Consider the following 14516-nt stretch of genomic DNA (forward strand, 5'->3'; position numbering starts at 1 on the left):
CTCTCCGAAGGGACAACAGCAGCCATGCGCAGCATCCGAGCCGCGGCCACAGGTGCCGTCACCCTGTCTCTCGCCCTCGCCGCCTCGGCCTGCGGCGGCGGCTCCGCCACGGGGGGCGGGTCCGACGACTCGCCGAAGACCCTGACGTACTGGGCCTCCAACCAGGGCGCCAGCGTCGAGGTGGACAAGAAGGTCCTCCAGCCCGAACTCGACAAGTTCGAGAAGGAGACCGGGATCGAGGTGAAGGTGGAGGTCGTGCCCTGGTCCGACCTGCTGAACCGGATCCTCACCGCGGCCACCTCGGGCCAGGGCCCCGACGTCCTGAACATCGGCAACACCTGGAGCGCCTCGCTCCAGGCCACCGGCGCGCTGCTGCCCTGGGACGCGAAGAACTTCGAGAAGATCGGCGGCCGGGAGCGCTTCGTCGACGCCGCCCTCGCCTCGACCGGCGTCCGGGGCCAGGACCCGGCCGCCGTGCCGCTCTACTCGATGGCGTACGCCCTCTACTACAACAAGCGGATGTTCGCCGACGCGGGCATCGCCGAGCCCCCGGCCACCTGGGACGAGCTGGTCGCGGCCGGCCGGAAGCTGTCCGGGGACGGCACGTGGGGCCTGGGCGCCGAGGGCGCGAACGTCTCGGAGAACGTCCACCACGCCTACGTCTTCGCCAAGCAGCACGGCGCCGACTTCTTCACCGCCGACGGCGAGCCCGACTTCGCGAGCGACGGCACGGTCGCCGCCCTCAAGCAGTACGTCGACCTGATGGCGAAGGACAAGGTCATCGCCCCGGGCAACGCCGAGTACGCCCAGAACCAGTCCGTGAGCGACTTCGCCAAGGGCCGGACCGCCATGCTGCTGTGGCAGTCGGCGTCCGCCAACCTCAAGTCGCAGGGCATGGATCCGGACGCCTACGGTGTCGCCCCGGTCCCGGTGCGGTCCGGCGCCCCGGGCGGCGGCACCGGCGTCAACTCCATGGTCGCGGGCATCAACCTCGCCGTCTTCAAGAACACCGACAACCTCGGCGGCGCGGCGAAGTTCGTGAAGTTCATGACCAGCGACGAGGAACAGAAGATCCTCAACAAGGCGTACAGCTCGATCCCGCCGGTCAAGGCGGCCCAGTCGGACCCCGCCTTCAGCACCCCGGACACCAAGGTCCTGAAGGACACCCTCGCCACGAGCGCGGTCGCCCTGCCGCAGGTCGCCGCCGAGTCCCAGTTCGAGACGGCGGTCGGCACCGCGATCAAGGAACTCTTCGCGGACGCCGCCGCCGGCCGCCGGATCACCACCGAGGCGGTCAGGGCCAAGCTGGAGAAGGCCCAGCAGCAGATGCCGGCGGCGTGACCCACGTGACGACCACGACCCCCACCACCGTCGCCGGCGACGGCGGGCGGACGGCCCGCGAGGCGTCCCCCGGGACGGCGGCGGGCGGCCCGCGCCGCCGCCGTCCCGGCCGGATCCGCCGGGTCTCCCTGCCCTACCTGCTCCTGCTGCCCGCCCTGCTCCTCGAACTCCTCGTCCACCTGGTGCCGATGGCGGTCGGCGTCGTGATGAGCTTCAAGGAACTGACGCAGTTCTTCATCCGCGACTGGGGCGCCGCCCCCTGGACCGGCCTGGACAACTACCAGGTCGCCGTCGACTTCGACGCACCCGTCGGCGAGGAAATGCTCCACTCCTTCCTCGTCACCGTCGTCTTCACCGTCCTCTCCGTCGCCCTGTGCTGGCTCATCGGCACCGCCGCGGCGATCTGCATGCAGGACGCCTTCCGCGGCCGCGGCCTGCTCCGGGCGCTCTTCCTCGTCCCGTACGCGCTGCCCGTCTACGCGGCCGTCATCACCTGGGTCTTCATGTTCCAGCACGACAACGGCCTGGTGAACCACGTCCTGCACGACCAGTTGGGCGTCACCGACAAGCCGTCCTTCTGGCTGATCGGCGACAACAGCTTCCTCGCCCTGCTGACCGTCTCGGTCTGGAAGGGCTGGCCCTTCGCCTTCCTCATCGTGATGGCCGGCCTGCAGAACATCCCCAAGGAGCTGTACGAGGCCGCCGCCCTCGACGGGGCCGGCACCTGGCAGCAGATCCGCCGGATCACGCTCCCGTCGCTGAGCGCGGTCAACCAGGTCCTCGTCCTGGTGCTGTTCCTGTGGACGTTCAACGACTTCAACACGGCGTTCGTGCTCTTCGGCAAGTCCGCGCCCGCGGCGGCCGACCTGGTCTCCGTCCACATCTACCAGGAGTCCTTCGCGACCTGGAACTTCGGCCGCGGCTCGGCGATGTCGGTGCTGCTGCTGCTCTTCCTGCTCGTCGTGACCGGCGTCCACCTGGCCGTCACCTCACGCGGACGGAGGACCCGCGCCCGTGTCTAGCCCCGCCCTCAGCCCCCCGAAGCCCCCGGACCGCCCGGCCCGGCGGCGGACCGCGCCCCGCTCCCCGATGGCCCCGCCCCGCTCCTTCCTCTGGACCCGGCGGATCGTCCTCGTCCTGCTGACCGGCTTCGTGCTGCTGCCCGTCTACGTCATGGTCTCCAGCTCGCTGAAGCCGCTGGCCGACGTGACGGGCACGTTCCGCTGGCTGCCCAGCGAGCTGACCATCCGCCCGTACATCGACATCTGGTCGACCGTCCCGCTCGCGAAGTACTTCGTGAACTCGCTGGTCGTGGCGGGCGCGGCGACGGTCTGCTCGGTGCTGATCGCGATCTTCGCCGCGTACGCCGTCAGCCGCCACGACTTCCGCGGCAAACGGATCTTCACGACCACCGTGCTGTCCACCCAGATGTTCCCCGGCATCCTCTTCCTCCTCCCCCTCTTCCTCATCTACGTCAACATCGGCAACACCACCGGCATCGCCCTGTTCGGCTCCCGGGGCGGCCTGATCCTCACCTATCTCACCTTCTCCCTCCCCTTCTCCATCTGGATGCTGATCGGCTACTTCGACTCGGTGCCGCGCGACCTGGACGAGGCGGCGCTGGTCGACGGCTGCGGCCCGCTCAGGGCGCTGTTCCGGGTCGTGGTCCCGGCGGCGACGCCCGGCATCGTCGCGGTCGCCGTCTACGCCTTCATGACCGCCTGGGGCGAGGTGCTCTTCGCGTCCGTGATGACCAACGACAGCACCCGCACCCTCGCCGTCGGCCTCCAGGGCTACTCCACCCTCAACGACGTCTACTGGAACCAGATCATGGCCGCGTCCCTCGTGGTGAGCGTCCCCGTGGTGGCGGGCTTCCTGCTGCTCCAGCGCTATCTCGTCGCCGGCCTGACGGCGGGAGCCGTCAAGTGACCCACGCACCTGTCTGGGAAGGACCTTCCGTGACCATCGACCTCGCCGCACTCCCGCACGATTTCCTGTGGGGCACGGCCACCTCGGCGTACCAGATCGAGGGCGCCGTCGCGGAGGACGGCCGCGCACCGTCGATCTGGGACACCTTCTCGCACACCCCCGGCCGGATCGACGGCGACGACCACGGCGACACCGCCTGCGACCACTACCACCGCTGGCGCGAGGACATCGGCCTGATGCGGCAGCTCGGCACCAACGCCTACCGCCTCTCCGTCGCCTGGCCCCGCGTGATGCCCGGCGGTGACGGCGAGGTCAACCCCAAGGGCCTCGCCTTCTACGACGAACTGGTCGACGGCCTGCTGGAGGCCGGCATCACCCCGTCCGTCACCCTCTACCACTGGGACCTGCCGCAGGCGCTCCAGGACCGGGGCGGCTGGCCCGAGCGGGCGACGGCCGAGCACTTCGCGACGTACGCCGCCGTGGTCGCGGAGCGCCTCGGTGACCGCGTGTCCCACTGGGCCACGCTCAACGAACCCCTCTGCTCGGCCTGGATCGGCCACCTGGAGGGCAAGATGGCCCCCGGCTGGACCGATCTGACGGCCGCCGTCCGCGCCTCCTACCACCTGCTCCTCGCCCACGGCCTGGGCATGCGGGCGATCCGGGCGGCGGCCCCCGGCGCCCAGGTGGGCATCGTCAACAACCTCTCCACGATCTTCGCCGCCTCCGGCTCCGAGGAGGACGTGGCGGCGGCCCGCCGCATGGACGGCCACACCAACCGCTGGTGGCTGGACCCGGTGCACGGCCGCGGCTTCCCGGCCGACATGCGCGAGGTGTACGGCGTCGACCTGCCCGAACAGCCGGGCGACCTGGACCTGATCGGCGCCCCGCTCGACTGGCTCGGCCTCAACTACTACTTCCCCCAGACGGTCGCCGCCGACCCGGCCGGCCCCGCCCCCCACGTCCGCACCGTCCGCCGCGACGGCGTTCCGCGCACCGGCATGGACTGGGAGGTCGACGCGAGCGGCATCGAGGACCTGCTGCTCCGCCTCACCGACGAGTACGGCGCCCGGCGGCTCTACGTCACGGAGAACGGCTCGTCCTACCCGGACACCGTCCGCCCCGACGGCACGGTCGACGACCCCGAGCGGGCGGAGTACCTGACCGCCCACCTCGCCGCCTGCGCCTCGGCGGCCGGCAAGGGCGTGCCACTGGCCGGCTACTTCGCCTGGTCCCTGCTGGACAACTTCGAATGGGCCTACGGCTACGACAAGCGTTTCGGCCTGGTCCACGTCGACTACCGGACCCAGGCCCGCACCATCAAGGGCAGCGGCCGGCGCTACGCGGAGATCATCCGCGCGGCGCGGGAACGGGGACGCGAGGCCGCCTGAGCCGGTCCGGGCCCGGGGTGACGGTCCCGGGCCCGGAGTGCCGGGGCCCGGGACCGTCGTGGTCAGCCGTCCGCGAGCAGTGCCGCCACCGCCGTCGAGGTCGCCGGGTGGCGCCTCGTGAGGGCGGCGCCCGGCGGTGCCGGGGCCGCCGCCGCCCAGTCCTCGTCGCAGCCCAGCAGCCCGGCGACCGCGTCGCAGGCCGCCGGATACGCGGTGAGCAGCGCGGCGCCGCGGCGGACCCCGGACCCGGGCCGGGCCGGCCCGGCGGCCTTCTCCGGCCGGGGCGCCCGCCAGGGCGGGACCCAGGTGTCCAGGGCCGGCAGCCGGGCCGGGAAGACGCGGCCGGCCTCACGGATCAGCAGCGGAGCGAGGTCCGCCGCGCCGGAGCGCAGGGTGCTGATCAGCCGGGGCAGCCAGGGCAGCAGCACCGTGTCCGGGAGCCGGCCGAAGGCGTGGGACACGGCCTCCACCACGACGTCCGCGAGGCCCGGGACGGGTTCCAGGGCGTGCACGAAGCCGTTGAGGTAGCGCGGGTAGGCGTCCACCACCAGCGGGTTGTCCAGGAGCGCGGCGCAGCGGGCCCGCAGCTCGGCGCGGGAGAGCGTGCCGAGCTGTACCCGCGCCGCCCACAGCAGGGCCGTCTTCGCCGCGTCCTCGGGGTGCGACTGGGCGACCGCCAGCTCCAGTTGGGCCCGGTCGCAGCCCAGGGAGAGCGCCAGGCTCTCCATGCTGAACAGGAAGCCGAGCATCGCCGCGACCTGCCGCACTGTCGCGTCCTCGTCCCGGAACGCGGTCGGCAGCAGGGTGCAGTAGTGGGCGTAACCGGCCTTGGCGAACTCCTCGATCCACGGCGGCAGCGACGGTTCGACGGTGCGGTAGTACGCCAGCAGCGTCCGCACCCGGCGCAGTACCTCCGGTGCCCCGTCGGCGGTGCGCTCCGCGGCGAGCACCTTCAGCGCGTGGCCGCCCAGTTCGTCGGCGAGGCGGCGGCCGCTCAGGTACAGCGTCGCGTCCTCGACCGCGGCCAGCACCGTGGCCGCGGTCGCCTGCGGCCCGTACGCCTGTGCGCGCAGCTTCTGCTCCAGGACCTGTTCGAGGCTGACGCCCTGGTAGCCCAGCTCGATCAGGGCGCGCTGGTGGGTGCCGAGTGCCAGGTCCCAGGACTCCTGGACCGACCGTTCGCCGAGCCGCCGCTCACCCATGATCGGCCGGGCGGCACCGTGCGGCATCAGCCGCCGCAGCATCCACAGCACGTCGGAGCAGGCTCGCAGTTCCGGCCGGGACGTCATGTCCAGCAGCGCGCGCCGCACGCCGCGCTGCTGGAGGTTCAGCTCCAGCGGGGCGAGCCGCTCGTAGACGTCGCGGGCGAGCGGCGGCAGCGACTCGTAGCCCACCTGGCCGATCCGGTCGCCGCCCAGCATGATCTCGGCCAGGCGCCGCACGTCCCGCCGGCCGGGCACGCTGTCCTTCTCGATACAGGTGACCGCCGCGTCCTGGAAGTCGTACGGCGTGGGCTTGGCCCGGTCCCGCATCCCCGCCAGCAGGATCGACGTCTCGAAGACGGCGATGGCGTCCGCCGTCGAGGCGAGGTAGCCGTTGCGGCGGGCCGCCCGCACGATCTCCACCGACCAGCCGAGCAGTTCCGCCTCGTCCAGCGCGTCGAGCACGGGCGGCCGGCGCAGGAACCCCGAGAGCCGGTCGGCGGCGGCCGGTTCCGCGGCGACGGCCGCCGGCCGCCCTGCGACGGTCTTCGTCGCCGCCGGCTTCCGCGTCCCCGCCTGGCCCGCGAGCCGGTACGGCTTCACCCGGGTCCGCCTGAGGGACTTCGTCCACTGCGTGGCCGCGATCGACACCGAGCCCGGGGCGAGGCCGAACTGCCCCTCGATCGCGCTGTGGCTGGAGGGGATGAGACCGTACTGCCAGGTGGTCGCGGTGCGCGGCGAGATGGTGAAGGTGTCCGTGCCCGCCACGCCGAACTCCTCGACGCGGCCGGCCGCGTGGAACGCGCCGCAGACGTACACGCACTCCCCGGGGTCGGTGCCGGTGGCCGCCAGGTGCTCCCGTATCCGGGTCCACATGTACCGCTCGCGGTCCTCGTCCACCCGGAGCCGGGCGCCGTCCCCCGGGGCGAGCCGCCGGAACAGGCTGCCGATGAGGAACATGACCTGGCGGTAGGCGTCGTGGTCGCTGTCGCCGAGCGGCACCTCCACGTACTGGTGCCACCACTCCGACCAGTGCCGCACCTTGCCGTGCCGCAGCAGGTGCTCCTCCAGCTCCGCGAAGCGCGGCCGCAGGTCGCCGATCTCGACACCGACGGCCTCGCCGTGCAGCGCGGCCTCCTCCCGGTCCGGCGGCTCGGCGTCCTCGGCCCGCTGTCCGGGCCGGTCCGCGCGGGGGTCCCACTGGAAGACGTGGTCGCAGGACCGGTCGACCAGGACGAGTTCGACGCCGGGGGTGTCGAGCGCGTACGCGACGGCCTGGTACTCGGCGGACGCCTCGGTGATCGGGGCGACCACGGACAGCGGCGCCCAGTCGGCGGGGAACCCGTCGACGTCCCCTGCGAACGCCTGCACCGCCACCGGCAGCCGGCAGTTGCGCAGCTCGGTCAGGAGCGGCGCCATGTCCTCGCACAGCTCCAGGTAGACGACCTTGGGCTGCTTCTCGCGCAGCCGGCGGGCCATGGCGAGGGCCGAGGCGGGGGAGTGGTGGCAGACCGGGAAGATCTCCAGCGGCTCGCGCACCGCGCGGTCGACGTCGTCCACCAGGCCGAGGAGGATGCCCGCCAGGGCGTCGGGGCCGCCCGCGAAGGCGGCCGCCGCCTCCTGGAGCTGGTCGCGCAGCGCGCCGAACGTGCTCCCGCCGCGCACACCCCCGCCGGTCAGGTCCGCGGTGGCCGGGCCCGGGGTGGCCGGGCCCTGGGTGTCCGCGCTCACGACAGGGTGGCGATCGCGTCGCGCCCGCCTTCGAGGAACTCCGGCCACGAGCCGCCCTCCTCCTTGCTGCGCGGCTCGACGACACCGTGCAGGTACTTGTTGAGGATGGCCAGGTCCTCGGGTTCCCGGCGGGCGAGGGAGCCGACCAGCGACGAGGCGAGGGCGCGGGCGGTGAGGGTGCGTTCGCCGAAGAAGTCGCCGTGCAGGACCGCGTCCTCCAGCACGCCGATCTGCTCGGCCGTCGACAGCGCGGACTCCAGCTTCTCGTCGTCGCTGCCCGCCGCCGCGGCGGACGCCCGCAGGTCGGCGAAGCTCCGCAGCAGCACGTCGAGCAGGGTCGGCGGCACCTCCAGGTCGAGGGAGTGCCGGCGCAGCAGCTCCTCGGTGCGGAACCGGACGATCTCCGCCTCGCTCTTCTTGTTCGTCACCACCGGGATGCGGACGAAGTTGAAGCGCCGCTTCAGCGCGGAGGACAGGTCGTTGACGCCCCGGTCGCGGCTGTTGGCCGTGGCGATGATCGAGAAGCCGGGCTTGGCGAAGACGATGTTGTCGTCGTCGCTGCCGCTGCCCAGTTCGGGCACCGAGATGTACTTCTCCGAGAGGATGGAGATCAGGGCGTCCTGCACGTCGCTGGTGGAGCGGGTCAGCTCCTCGAAGCGGCCGATGGCGCCGGTCTCCATCGCGGTCATGATCGGTGAGGGGATCATCGACTGCCGGGACTGGCCCTTGGCGATGACCATGGACACGTTCCACGCGTACTTGATGTGGTCCTCGGTGGTGCCGGCCGTGCCCTGCACCACCAGGGTGGAGTTGCGGCTGATGGCGGCGGACAGCAGCTCGGCCAGCCAGCTCTTGCCGGTGCCGGGGTCGCCGATCAGCAGCAGACCGCGGTCGGAGGCGAGGGTGACGATCGAGCGCTCCACGAAGCTGCGGTCACCGAACCACTTCTGCGTGACCTCGCGGTCGAGGCCGTCGGCGCGCTCGGACCCCAGGATGAACAGCCGGACCATCTTCGGCGACAGCCGCCACGAGAACGGCCTGGGGTTGTCGTCGATCGACTCCAGCCAGTCGAGTTCCTCGGCGTACTTCGTCTCGGCGGGGGCGCGCAGCAGGTCGGACATGGGAGCAGAGCCTTTCCGTGTTTCTGGCAGGGGGGAGGCGGGACGGGGCGGAGGAACGTCCGGTGATCAGGTGAGGAACGTCTTCAGCTCGTGCACGAGCTTCTTGATGTGGCCGGAGAGCACCGGCGTGCCGAGGTCCTTGAACCTCTCGCGGAACCACGGGTTGACGCTGCCGCGTCCGGCGCTGGTCACCGAGCCCACCGGGATGAACTTCGCCCCGGAGCGGTGGACGGCCGCCATGGACTCGAACAGCTCGGCGTGCCGCCATTCGTAGAAGTCGGAGATCCACACCACGACCGTGTTGCGCGGTTCGGCGATCTTCGGCTGGGCGAGTGCCATGGCGACGGTGCCGTCGGTGCCGCCGCCGAGCTTGGTCCGCAGCAGCGTCTCGAACGGGTCGTGCGCCCAGGGCGACAGGTCCAGGGCCTGGGTGTCGTACGCGATGAGGTGGACGTCCACCTTCGGCAGTCCGGCGAAGATGGAGGCCAGGATGGTGCAGTTGACCATCGAGTCGACCATGGAGCCCGACTGGTCCACGACCACGATCAGGCGCTGCGGTGTCGTTTTGCGGCTGGTGTGCCGGTAGTAGAGGCGGTCGACGTAGAGCCGTTCCTCCTCGGGGCTCCAGTTGGTGAGGTTCTTCCAGATGGTGCGGTCGATGTCGAGGTTGCGGAAGACCCGTTTGGGCGGGACGGACCGGTCGAGAGCGCCGGTGGTGGCCTTCTCCACCTGGGTGCGCAGCACTTCGGAGACCTCGTCCACGTAGCGGCGGATGAGGGCCTTGGCGTTGGCGAGGGCCACGCCGGAGAGGTTGTCCTTGTCGCGCAGGAGCTGCTCGATGAGGGACATGCTCGGGGTGAGCCGGGCCGCGAGACGCGGGTCGGCGAGCACCTCGCGCAGGTGCATCCGCTTGACCAGGCCGGCCTCGATGGCGCCGAGTTCGGGGCCGATCTCCGGGATGAGCCGGCCGAGGTCGGGCGTGGGGGCGCCGGTGCCGGTGCCGGCCGGGCTGACACCGCCGCCCGCGGAGCGGCGCCCGGCGCCGGGTCCGCCGCGGCCGCCGCGCAGTTCGCCGGGCCGGCAGCCCAGGGCCCGCTCCAGCCAGTCCGCGTCCGCCTGCCAGCTCGCCAGTTGCCCGGCGGTGACCGTGCCGGGCCGGGCGGCGAAGACGTTCAGCAGCACCTTCGAGGCGAGCGCCGCCCGCCGTACCTCGGCGGCCCGGTCCCGGGCGCCGTCCTCGTCCGGCGCGGGAACCATCAGCCCGTCGAACTCGGCGGCCAACTCGGGATGGCGCTGCACCACGGAGTCGACGGTGGCGTCCGGGTCGAGCAGGGCGGGCGGCAGGCCGATGTCCTCGACCACGGCGAGGCTCGCCGTCTCCAGGCCGGGCTGCTCCTCGGGGTCGAAGAGCCGGGCCAGCAGCCGCCAGTACAGCACCTGCCGCCGGTTCTCGTCCGGTTCGGGCGCGGGGGCCTGCCCCGCGGTGGTCCCGGTCATTTCCGCAGCAGCTTTCCGGCGCGCTCGCGCAGTACGGTGACGGCGTCGGTGGCGGCCTTCTCGGCGCGTACACCGGCCTTGTCGGTGGTGCCCCCGGCCCAGGCCCCCGCGTGCACCGTGACGGCCTTCTTCCGCACGGTCCGCTCGACGGCGAGCGGCTGGAGCAGGAACTCCCCGGCGTCCCACCGCAGCAGCCCGAGGCACGCGCCGGAGGAGACCACCGCCTCGGGGGTGAGCGGACCGGCGGCCGGCACCCGGTGGGTGTCGACGGCGAGACGCCGCCCGGCGATCTCCAGCACGACCGTCCCGTCCTCGTCCGTCGTCCCGGCGTAACCCTCCAGCAGGACCGGTACGGCGATCCCGGCCGGATGCCGGTCCAGGGGCGCCACCGGGAAGGCCGCCGCGGCGGGCAGCGCCACCCGGGCGCTGGTGAAGGCCGCCGCGGCCTCACCCGTACGCGCCCGCGCGTCGTCCCAGACGAGGTCGCCGCCGGCGCTGAGGGGCATCGCGTCGAGCTGCATCGCGCGGCCCTCGCCGACGGCGCCGAGCAGGGACATGCGCGGCCGGAGCAACTGCCACAGCCCCGCCCCGACGACCGTGTCCGGCTTCGGCGCGGACACCGAGGCCCGCACCAGCCGGGGCACCCCGCCGTCCGCCGGTTCGAACACCGCGTGCACCTGCGCCTGTACGGCGGTGGCGTGCTCCTGGACGTCGACGCCGAGCGGTAGCAGCCGGCCGGTCGCCCCGGCGGCCGGCGGTGCGGCGCTCGCGCCGGGCAGGGTCAGCAGCGTCCCGCGCGACCACAGGTCGGCCCACCGGCGCACCGGGACCCGCTCCAGGGTCGCCCCCGGGCAGGAGGCGGCGAGTTCGGCGGCGAAACCGTCGAGCAGCGTGGCGGACCGGCGCAGCGCCGCGTCGGGGAGCATCGCGGCGACGACCGGCGCGGCCTGGGCGACGAGTTCGTGGTCGAGTCCCCGCCAGCCGGCCCGCGCGAGATCCGCCAGCCAACCGCGGGCGGCGGCGTACAGCGGGGCGGCGGGGACGGTGTCGCCGCCGACGGCCTCGGGTTCCTCGGCCCGCGGCCGTCCGGTGACCTCTGCCACGCGGGCGACGAGGGCGTCATGGACCGAGCCGAACAGGGCGACGCGGGCGCCGGCCAGCGCGACGAGGTGGTCCTCGCCCGCGGTGCCGGCGGCGGCCCGCTCGGCGGCCTCGGCGACGCGCGAGGCGAGTGGCGTACCGGCCACGGCGTCGGCGATCCCGGTCAGTCCCGCGGCCTCTCGGGGTCCCGGCCGCAGCAGCCCGCCGACGAGGGCGTCGTCGAAGCCGTCCACCGCCGCGAGGGCCTCGTCCAGGCCGTCCACGGGGTCGCAGAGCAGATCGAGCCGCATCAGGCCGCCGCCCTCGTCGTGGGGAACCACTGCATCTCCGGCAACGGGCGGGTGTCGGCCGGCAGTTCCAGATAGGACAGGTGCCGCAGGAACCGGCTGAAGACCTGCGCCGAGGCCGAACGGTCCCCCTGTGCGGGGCGGGTGGCCGTCATGGCGGCGAGCAGGGCCGTCGCGTCCGGTTCCGCCGTCCCGGCCTCGACCTTCAGATACCGGGCCACCCGCTCGACGCCGTACTGCAGCACGGCCTCACCCACCAGCGCCCGGAGGTGATTGCAGAAGTACCCGTTGGCGCCGCCGCAGGGACGGTTGTTGTTGGTGCCGCACGCGAAGGTGTACGACCCCGCCGCCACCGAGGACACGTACACCCGGCCGATGTCCGACCCGCTGGACACGACCCCCTGCAACCGCCCGTCGGCCAACTCGACGAACGGCACCTTGGCCAGCTTCCGCGGCCGCGCGGCCGGCACCACCCGCGCCGTGCTCGACCTCTCCCACACCGACAACGCACTTCTCCCATGCATGCGAAAGGGGATGTTCTCGCCACAACGGCGGAACGAGATCGAATGTATCGGGGGCCACTGACAACGCCCCCCGTCGCTGGGACGGGAGGCGTTCCCCGGACGCGGCAGGCGCGGCAGGCGCGGCAGCCGGGGCGGATGGGTCGGATGGGTCAGATGGGTCAGATGGTGCGGAGGCGGGAGGCAGGAGGCGGGGTGGGGGGGGCGGTCAGCCTCCCTTACGGGCCACCCCGCCGTAGATCCCGATCCGCGGCGCGTCCGGCCGGGCCGGCGTCTCCGGGCGCCACTGGTCGACCCGGACCAGGCCGGGGTCGAGCAGGGTGAAGTCGCCGAACAGGTCCAGGACACGGGCGTGCGGGCGGAGGTTCATGGACGCGGTGGCCTTGCGGTAGACGGCCGCCGCGTCCTCGCGCCGGTCCTCGTGCACGTCGCCGGTGGCGTGCGACAGGACGAGGTAGGAGCCGGTGGGCAGCGCGTCGCGGAGGGTGGCGAGGATGCGGTCCGGGTCCTCCGCCTCGGAGACGAAGTGCACGACGGCCACCAGCAGCAGCGCGACCGGCAGGTCGAAGTCGATGACCTTGCGGACCTCGGGATGGTCCAGGATCGCCAGGGGGTCGCGCAGGTCGGCCAGGACGACCGAGGTGTCGGCGTCCTCGTCGCCCAGGAGTGCCATCGAGTGCGTGCTGACGATGGGGTCGTTGTCGACGTAGGCGACCCGGGTGCCGGGGGCGATCTCCCGCGCGATCTGGTGCGCGTTGGGTTCGGTGGGCAGGCCCGTGCCCACGTCGAGGATCTGCCGGATGCCGCCCTCGGCGACCAGGTGCCGGACGGCGCGGTGCATGAAACGCCGGTTGGCGAGCACCCCCTCCCGCACCTCCGGCGCCGCCCTCATGAACTCCTCGGCGGCCCTCTGGTCGACCTCGTAGTTGTCCTTCCCGCCGAGGAAGTAGTCGTACATCCGGGCCGGGTGGGGCCTGCTCGTGTCGATCCTGGGGGCGGGGGCGCCGCTCGGTCCGTCACTGCCGAGGGAGGTCATGAGTGCCTGTCTCCATCCTGAACTTTCCTGCCACCGGTTCCTGTTGCCTGAGGTGAGCGAGTGGCCGTGAGGACAGCATCTTGGCATGGCCGGGAAGCCCTCGGGCGCCGTACGGACCGTGACCGGGTCCGCTGCGCGCAGAGCGGAAGACCGGACGCCGAACTCGGGCTCGTACACCTGGGGTTGTACGCGGCCCGGCGCCCCCGGCCGCGTGTCCGGCCGCCGGGCCGGGCCGTTGTACCGGACGAAGGGCGCCCCCGGGAGGTGCGCCGGAGGTGCACCACCAGCACGGGAAGGGGGCCTCGGCCATGGTGATCAGTGGGGTGGTCGACTCGCCCGACAGTCTCAGGACGTTCGGGGCGGCGCTGAAGGCGTTCCGGGAGCGGGCGCTGCTCACTCAGGAACAACTCGCCGTGCGTATCCGGTACTCGCAGGCCACCGTCGCCTCCGTCGAGCAGGGGCGGCGGATGCCGAGCGCCGTGTTCATCGACCGGGTCGAGGAGGTGCTGGACGCGTTCGGGGTACTGCGGGCCATCGCCCGGCACCTCGGGCGGCAGTGGGGCCTGGCGGTCTGGTTCCGGGAGTGGGCACGGTTGGAGGAGACGGCGGTCGCGCTGTGCACCTACGAGTGCCGGGTGGTGCCGGGGCTGCTGCAGACCGAGGCGTACACCCGGGCCGTGATGCTGAGCGTGCCGCCGCCGCCCACCGAGGAGCAGCTCCAGCAGCGGATGGCCGCCCGGAAGGTGCGGCAGGAACTCCTCACCCGCACCCCGCCGATCGCCTTCAGCTTCCTCATCGAGGAAGCCGTGCTGCTCCGGCACACCGGTGGCGAGGACGTCACCCGGGCACAGCTCGACCACCTCCTCGCCTGCATGGAGAGGTGGAACGTGGAAGTCCAGGTCATGCCGTTGCGGCAGCCCCACCATGCCGGTACGGACGGGCCGATGCACTTGCTGGAGACTTCCGAGCGGCAGTGGCTGGGGTATGCCGAGGGGCAGAAGACCGGGCAACTCGTCTCCGACCCGGAAGCCGTGAGCGTCATGCAGATGCGCTATGCCAAGATGCGTTCACAGGCCCTGTCCCCGGCGGACACGGCCGAGTTGCTGCGGCGGATGCGAGGAGCGCTATGAACACCATCGGCGAGCTGGACTGGTTCAAGAGCAGCTACAGCGGGTCCGAGGGTGACAGTTGCGTCGAGGTCGCTCACGCACCCGAGGGTGTCCGGGTGCGGGACTCCAAGGAGAGGCGCGGGCCGTCCCTCGCGGTGTCCTCCCGGGCCTGGACCGACTTCGTGGGGTACGCGTACGCCGCCGCGCACTGACCTGGCAGGGGGGGCGGGGCCAGGGCCCCTGAGCAGCGCGT

At 72.6% G+C, this 14516-nt stretch carries 12 protein-coding genes; 6 read left to right on the forward strand and 6 right to left on the reverse strand.

Going from position 1 to position 14516, the window contains the following annotated elements:
• The first annotated feature begins 24 nt into the window (after nucleotides 1-24).
• The 4 genes from ABEB00_RS04110 to ABEB00_RS04125 all read left to right on the forward strand — a co-directional run bounded on the left by ABEB00_RS04110 (nucleotide 25) and on the right by ABEB00_RS04125 (nucleotide 4658).
• Entirely contained in the window at nucleotides 25-1341 is a 1317-nt protein-coding gene (locus ABEB00_RS04110; RefSeq protein WP_345617473.1) for an ABC transporter substrate-binding protein, read from the forward strand.
• A 5-nt stretch (nucleotides 1342-1346) separates the two neighbouring features.
• Nucleotides 1347-2363, forward strand: coding sequence for a carbohydrate ABC transporter permease (locus ABEB00_RS04115; RefSeq protein WP_345617474.1), 1017 nt, complete (start codon nucleotides 1347-1349; stop codon nucleotides 2361-2363).
• Between the two features lie 67 nt (nucleotides 2364-2430).
• On the forward strand, nucleotides 2431-3270 hold the full coding sequence (locus tag ABEB00_RS04120) for a carbohydrate ABC transporter permease (RefSeq protein WP_345617518.1): 840 nt from the start codon (nucleotides 2431-2433) through the stop codon (nucleotides 3268-3270).
• A gap of 29 nt (nucleotides 3271-3299) precedes the next feature.
• A complete protein-coding gene (locus ABEB00_RS04125; protein ID WP_345617475.1) occupies nucleotides 3300-4658 on the forward strand; it encodes a GH1 family beta-glucosidase in 1359 nt (452 codons plus the stop codon).
• Between the two features lie 62 nt (nucleotides 4659-4720).
• Here the strand turns inward: ABEB00_RS04125 and ABEB00_RS04130 are convergent, their stop codons facing one another.
• The 6 genes from ABEB00_RS04130 to ABEB00_RS04155 all read right to left on the reverse strand — a co-directional run bounded on the left by ABEB00_RS04130 (nucleotide 4721) and on the right by ABEB00_RS04155 (nucleotide 13154).
• Nucleotides 4721-7540 carry a DUF5682 family protein gene (locus ABEB00_RS04130; RefSeq protein ID WP_425586430.1) on the reverse strand — a complete coding sequence of 940 codons (2820 nt, stop codon included), beginning with the start codon at nucleotides 7538-7540 and terminating at the stop codon, nucleotides 4721-4723.
• 47 nt (nucleotides 7541-7587) lie between these two features.
• Nucleotides 7588-8712: an ATP-binding protein gene (locus tag ABEB00_RS04135; protein ID WP_345617477.1), complete on the reverse strand. Its 1125-nt coding sequence runs from the start codon at nucleotides 8710-8712 to the stop codon at nucleotides 7588-7590.
• Nucleotides 8713-8778: 66 nt separating this feature from the next.
• Nucleotides 8779-10209, reverse strand: coding sequence for a VWA domain-containing protein (locus ABEB00_RS04140; protein ID WP_345617479.1), 1431 nt, complete (start codon nucleotides 10207-10209; stop codon nucleotides 8779-8781).
• Nucleotides 10206-11600, reverse strand: a complete 1395-nt coding sequence (locus ABEB00_RS04145; RefSeq protein ID WP_345617520.1) for a hypothetical protein — start codon at nucleotides 11598-11600, stop codon at nucleotides 10206-10208. Before ABEB00_RS04145 ends, ABEB00_RS04140 begins: the two co-directional genes overlap by 4 nt.
• Nucleotides 11600-12121, reverse strand: a complete 522-nt coding sequence (locus ABEB00_RS04150) for a hypothetical protein (protein WP_345617480.1) — start codon at nucleotides 12119-12121, stop codon at nucleotides 11600-11602. Before ABEB00_RS04150 ends, ABEB00_RS04145 begins: the two co-directional genes overlap by 1 nt.
• A 205-nt stretch (nucleotides 12122-12326) precedes the next feature.
• The gene (locus ABEB00_RS04155) at nucleotides 12327-13154 is read right to left on the reverse strand and encodes an SAM-dependent methyltransferase (RefSeq protein ID WP_345617481.1); all 828 of its coding nucleotides are present in this window, start codon (nucleotides 13152-13154) and stop codon (nucleotides 12327-12329) included.
• Between the two features lie 308 nt (nucleotides 13155-13462).
• On the opposite strand from ABEB00_RS04155, the gene ABEB00_RS04160 reads away from it, so the two are divergent.
• The gene (locus tag ABEB00_RS04160) at nucleotides 13463-14284 is read left to right on the forward strand and encodes a helix-turn-helix domain-containing protein (protein WP_345617482.1); all 822 of its coding nucleotides are present in this window, start codon (nucleotides 13463-13465) and stop codon (nucleotides 14282-14284) included.
• Complete coding sequence (locus tag ABEB00_RS04165) at nucleotides 14281-14475, forward strand: DUF397 domain-containing protein (RefSeq protein WP_345617483.1); 195 nt, start codon at nucleotides 14281-14283, stop codon at nucleotides 14473-14475. The genes ABEB00_RS04160 and ABEB00_RS04165 overlap by 4 nt, the downstream gene beginning before the upstream one ends.
• The last annotated feature ends 41 nt before the right edge of the window (nucleotides 14476-14516 follow it).

The sequence above is a fragment of the Streptomyces ziwulingensis genome (genome assembly GCF_039542605.1).
GTDB classification, from domain to species: domain Bacteria; phylum Actinomycetota; class Actinomycetes; order Streptomycetales; family Streptomycetaceae; genus Streptomyces; species Streptomyces ziwulingensis.

What these genes read in the sequence shown, in the direction of transcription:
- ABEB00_RS04110 (WP_345617473.1), top strand. Translation starts at nt 25, where the DNA reads ATGCGCAGCATCCGAGCCGCGGCCACAGGTGCCGTCACCCTGTCTCTC.
- ABEB00_RS04120 (WP_345617518.1), top strand. Translation starts at nt 2,431, where the DNA reads ATGGCCCCGCCCCGCTCCTTCCTCTGGACCCGGCGGATCGTCCTCGTC.
- ABEB00_RS04135 (WP_345617477.1), bottom strand. Translation starts at nt 8,712, where the DNA reads ATGTCCGACCTGCTGCGCGCCCCCGCCGAGACGAAGTACGCCGAGGAA.
- ABEB00_RS04140 (WP_345617479.1), bottom strand. Translation starts at nt 10,209, where the DNA reads ATGACCGGGACCACCGCGGGGCAGGCCCCCGCGCCCGAACCGGACGAG.
- ABEB00_RS04145 (WP_345617520.1), bottom strand. Translation starts at nt 11,600, where the DNA reads ATGCGGCTCGATCTGCTCTGCGACCCCGTGGACGGCCTGGACGAGGCC.
- ABEB00_RS04150 (WP_345617480.1), bottom strand. Translation starts at nt 12,121, where the DNA reads ATGCATGGGAGAAGTGCGTTGTCGGTGTGGGAGAGGTCGAGCACGGCG.
- ABEB00_RS04155 (WP_345617481.1), bottom strand. Translation starts at nt 13,154, where the DNA reads ATGACCTCCCTCGGCAGTGACGGACCGAGCGGCGCCCCCGCCCCCAGG.
- ABEB00_RS04160 (WP_345617482.1), top strand. Translation starts at nt 13,463, where the DNA reads ATGGTGATCAGTGGGGTGGTCGACTCGCCCGACAGTCTCAGGACGTTC.
- ABEB00_RS04165 (WP_345617483.1), top strand. Translation starts at nt 14,281, where the DNA reads ATGAACACCATCGGCGAGCTGGACTGGTTCAAGAGCAGCTACAGCGGG.